The organism is Planctomycetia bacterium, from assembly GCA_034440135.1.
In the GTDB taxonomy this organism is placed as follows: domain Bacteria; phylum Planctomycetota; class Planctomycetia; order Pirellulales; family JALHLM01; genus JALHLM01.
Map to the genome: position 1 here is coordinate 1 of JAWXBP010000015.1, position 4,492 is coordinate 4,492.

Below are 4,492 nucleotides of genomic sequence, written 5' to 3' on the forward strand. Positions count from 1 at the left end.
GCAGCCTCTTCGACCGCCACATCCTCGACCACTACCGCCAAGGCCTGAACGAAATCGGCGCGAAGGGGATGTACGCAACGCTGCGCGAATCCAGCGGGCCGTACATCGAAGCCGTCTGGACGAATTTCTCCGGCGACAAGAGCACGCTGACCGAGGAGTTGTTCACCGGGAGATTGCTGGCGAAAGGCTGGGGGCTCGTCCGTGGCGTGATGGGTGGCGGATCAAGCCCGTAGGTCAGGCTTTCCAGCCTGACGGGCAACGCGATAACGGCGCTGTACTACTGAACTGTCAGGCTGGAAAGCCTGACCTACGAAACGGCGAGCGGCGGCTGCGGCGTGTCGTCGTAGATGCCGACCCATTCGGCAGCCAGGTCGCTGTCGAAAAATTGTATCCACGACCGCTTAGGTACATTGCCGGCTTGAAGTCGCCGCTTGATCGCTGCTATGCCCTTGTCGACATCCGTCAATGCGAGATCGATGTACGAATAGCGTCGTCCTGTTCCACCGCCGATTGTACAGCCCAATACCGCTGGCCTTAATACTTCATCCAAAGCATCTTCGATTTCTGATTTGTCGGCGAAATGATCTTCATCGAGGCCTTCGGAGCCGTCAAGTTTTACGTAACAGAATGTCTCATCGCAGCGGCTGAATCGCTCAGAGCAGAACGTTCGACTACTTCGTGCGGCCATCCACATTGCCGGACTCACTGACCTGCCCACAAACATGTCTTGCTGCTCTGCATAATCGTCCGCTTCATTCGGCGTGAGTTTCCATACGGTCCCTTTCGCGCCCTCAATTGACTCATAGAGTGGCTTTCGCGGAAGTTGGTCGCGAATGCTGCCGATGAGCGCATGTACTGTCTCACGCAACCGACCAAGTTCGACGAAATGACGCTGCTTGTTCGCAGTTCGCACGAAGAATCGACCAAATCCCCTCGTGGGCGGCGTTGGAGTGGCTTCGACTAATCCGGTCCAATTGTCCAAGCAGGCTTCACCCAGCAGTGTTTCGGTTGCTACAAACGCAGCGCTTGATGCGGAACGGGCGTCAGCGTCGACGATGCTAGGAGCGGTGTATGTCAAATCGATGAGATGGTCATCGCCACGCGTCACTCGTACCTTAAAGTCGCCGACGTCGCGCTGGGTCCGTGCGCGCACGGTCGAGATTGCCGAAGCAACAGCTTCGGGGAGTCGATGCTCGTAGAATTCCCAGCCGTCAATGACGGGGGCCCGCTCCAAAATGGTGCGAACCATCGGACGTAGGTGATGCGCCGATTCCGGCGTGATGACGAGGCGATCGCCCTTTTGGTGAATCGCTGGGCCGTATTCCCACATCAAGTCCGGATGGATCGACTCCAAGTGCCTGTTCATCCATCCGACCAAATCGAACTCGATGAATCGCGTGAATGATCCGGCGATCGCCCTTTGCTCAGCCTGAAATTCCTGCCACCAATCATCAATCTTTGTGAGCATCGCGTTGCGTTCGCTCACCTCCTGAAGATTGTGCGGGTCAATGAATCGCCACCGCATCAACGAAACCGTTGCCAAACGGCCTCCTATACTCCTTTACATCTCTTCTCCATTACTCCTCTACCTCATCGCTTCGGCTTCAACACCACCGTCGCCAGCGGCGGGAGCGTTACCTGCAGCGACGCTGGTCGCCCGTGGCTCGGCTTGGCTTCCGCCATGATGCCTGGGAAATTGCCGAGGTTGCTGCCGGCGTAGAATTGGCTGTCGCTGTTGAAGATTTCGTCGTACCAGCAGGCTTCCGGCACGCCGATGTTGTAGACCGGGCGCGGGACCGGTGTGAAGTTCACGCAAACGACGACGTAATCCTGCGGGTCCTTCGCCTTGCGAATGTAGACCAGGATGCTGTCGTTGTAGTTGTGACAGTCGATCCACTCGAAGCCGGTGTATTCGAAATCGACTTCATGCAGCGAGCGTTCGCGGCGCACCAGTTGGTTCAAATCCGCGACCATCTTTTTCAGGCCGCGGTGCGAATCCCACTGCAACAGATCCCATTGCAAATTGGTGTCGTAGTTCCATTCCAGCCATTGGCCCCACTCGCCGCCCATGAAGAGCAACTTCTTGCCGGGGTGGGTCCACATGTAGGAATACAGCACGCGCAAGTTCGCGAACTTTTGCCAGAGATCGCCCGGCATCTGGTCGAGCATCGAGCCTTTGCCGTGGACGACTTCGTCGTGCGACAGCGGCGAGACGAAGTTTTCCGAGAAGGCGTAGATCAGGCTAAACGTCAGCTCGTCGTGATGATATTTGCGGTGAATCGACTCGTGGTGCATGTAGCGGATGGTGTCGTTCATCCAGCCCATGTTCCATTTGAGGCTAAAACCGAGCCCGCCCAGATACGTTGGGCGCGAGACGCCGCCCCACGACGTGCTCTCCTCGGCGATGGTCAACACGCCGGGATGCTGCAAGTGGACCTGCTCGTTGAATTCCTTCACGAATTCAATCGCTTCCAGGTTCTCGCGACCGCCGTACATGTTGGGGATCCATTCCCCTTCGTTGCGGCTGTAGTCGAGGTACAGCATCGAGGCCACGGCGTCGACGCGTAGCCCGTCGATGTGATATTTGTCCAGCCAGAACAGTGCGTTCGCCAACAGGAAGTTGCGGACTTCGTTGCGGCCATAGTTGAAGATCAGCGTGCCCCAGTCCGGGTGCGCGCCCTGCCGCGGGTCGGCGTGCTCATAGAGATGCGTGCCGTCGAAATAGGCCAGCCCATGCGCATCGCGCGGGAAGTGCGCGGGCACCCAATCCAGCACCACGCCGATGCCGTTCTGGTGGCAATGATCGACGAAGTACATGAAATCCTGCGGCGAACCATAGCGGCTGGTGACCGCGTAATGGCCGACCGTCTGATAGCCCCAGCTTCCGCTGAACGGATGCTCGCTGACCGGCATCAGTTCGATATGCGTGAAGCCCATCTCCAGCACGTATTCAACCAACTGATGCGCCAGCTCGCGATAGCTCATCCAGCGTTGGGGATCGTCGCCGGGACGGCGCCAACTCCCCAGATGCACTTCGTAGAAAGTCATCGGGGAATCGAGCGAATTGCGTTTAGGGCGCTCGGACACCCAAGTCGCGTCGTGCCATTCGTAGGAATCGAGATTCGCGACCTTCGACGCCGTGCGCGGCGGCACCTCCGCGGCAAAGCCAAACGGGTCGGTCTTCTCGTACGACATCCCGCCGTTGCGAATGTTGAACTTGTAGATCGCGCCTTCGGTGAGCCCGGGCACGAACAGTTCCCAGACGCCGCTCGGCACGCGCTTCCGCATCGGGTGGCGGAGGGGATCCCAGCCGTTGAAATCGCCGGTCACGCTGACGCCGGTCGCGTTCGGCGCCCAAACGGCGAAGTTCACGCCGTCGACGCCATGCACCGAACGCAGATGCGCGCCGAGTTTGCGGTAGCTGTCCCAGTGCCGCCCCTCGCCGAGCAAATACAGGTCGTAGTCAGTCAGGTAGCTCGGGAAAGCGTACGGGTCATGCATGGTCGTAGTCCGGCCTTGTTCGTCGGCAACTTGCAGCAGGTATTGCGGCGCGCCATTCTGCTCGACCATCGGACAGATCGCTTCGAACAATCCGGCCGGATGGATCCGACGCATCGGCCGCGGCGCATCGCCGTGCTGTTGATCAATCACCCAGGCTTGCGTCGATTGGGGGAGGAACGCGCGCACCGCCAACGCCGGGCGGCCTCGATCGTCGACCTGGTGCGGTCCCAACAAGTCGAACGGATTCTCGGCCGAACCTGACAGCAAACGTCCCACGGTATCCAAACCGACACTGGTGCGCACGTGATTCCTCCACGTTGTCGATGCAAAGATTGTGAATGGTTCCGATTGGCGAGTCTAGGCGCTTTGCGCAGAACAAGCCCGGCGATATATCTGTAGGAGGCGTCTCCTGACGCCGATTTCTTGGCGCCACGCCCGATCGAGAGCACATTCGATGCCTCACACGACCTGACGCTCCCGGCTGGCGGACTTGCGACGTCGCGGCGCGGCCGATGGCCAGTCGCCCGTGCTTGGCAGGTGAATTCTGCGAATTCGCCGGGCGACACGCGGTTGCTCCAGCTCGATCGGCTCATCCGGCACGAACGTTGTGACGTTCGCGATCTGAGCCGACGGGATCGCCCGGCAGCTCACGTCGTGGATGTTGCGAAGCCGTTCCACGCGCTGCCAGAGATCGAGATATTTGATGGGGACCAACCCGCCGAACGAATCCCACTGCCAGCCGTTTTCACGCCACTCGTCCAGGCCTTCGGAAAGGCCCTGCCAGATGTAGCGATTAGGCGTTAGCACCAGGACGTCCGCCGGTTGGTCGATCGCTTCGAGACCAAGTACGAGCGCCAGCAGCGCCAAATGATCCGCATGGGCGCCGGGTTCTTCGTCTTCCGCATCGATGCGCACCTGGCCGTCGAACGATTCCAGGCGGAAATTCCAACGCCCAGAACCGTCCGGTCCCGCCCCGCACATTAGCCAGTAA

At 59.5% G+C, this 4,492-nt stretch carries 4 protein-coding genes; 1 reads left to right on the plus strand and 3 read right to left on the minus strand.

The window, feature by feature from the left end:
* Window positions 1-233, plus strand: a 233-nt coding sequence (locus SGJ19_00865) for a hypothetical protein (protein ID MDZ4778785.1), incomplete at its 5' end; no start/stop codon positions are given.
* A gap of 74 nt (window positions 234-307) precedes the next feature.
* Here the strand turns inward: SGJ19_00865 and SGJ19_00870 are convergent.
* From SGJ19_00870 to SGJ19_00880, 3 genes are all read right to left on the minus strand, one after another.
* Window positions 308-1,249, minus strand: coding sequence for a hypothetical protein (locus SGJ19_00870; protein MDZ4778786.1), 942 nt, complete (start codon window positions 1,247-1,249; stop codon window positions 308-310).
* A 341-nt stretch (window positions 1,250-1,590) separates the two neighbouring features.
* A complete protein-coding gene (gene glgB / locus SGJ19_00875; protein MDZ4778787.1) occupies window positions 1,591-3,804 on the minus strand; it encodes a 1,4-alpha-glucan branching protein GlgB in 2,214 nt (737 codons plus the stop codon).
* 156 nt (window positions 3,805-3,960) lie between these two features.
* Window positions 3,961-4,492 (minus strand): hypothetical protein (locus tag SGJ19_00880; GenBank protein ID MDZ4778788.1); only part of this gene is annotated, 532 nt, incomplete at its 5' end.

Bases quoted from the DNA above. Each gene is read 5' to 3' on its own strand.
- SGJ19_00870 (MDZ4778786.1), bottom strand. From the start codon at position 1,249: ATGGTTCGCACCATTTTGGAGCGGGCCCCCGTCATTGACGGCTGGGAA.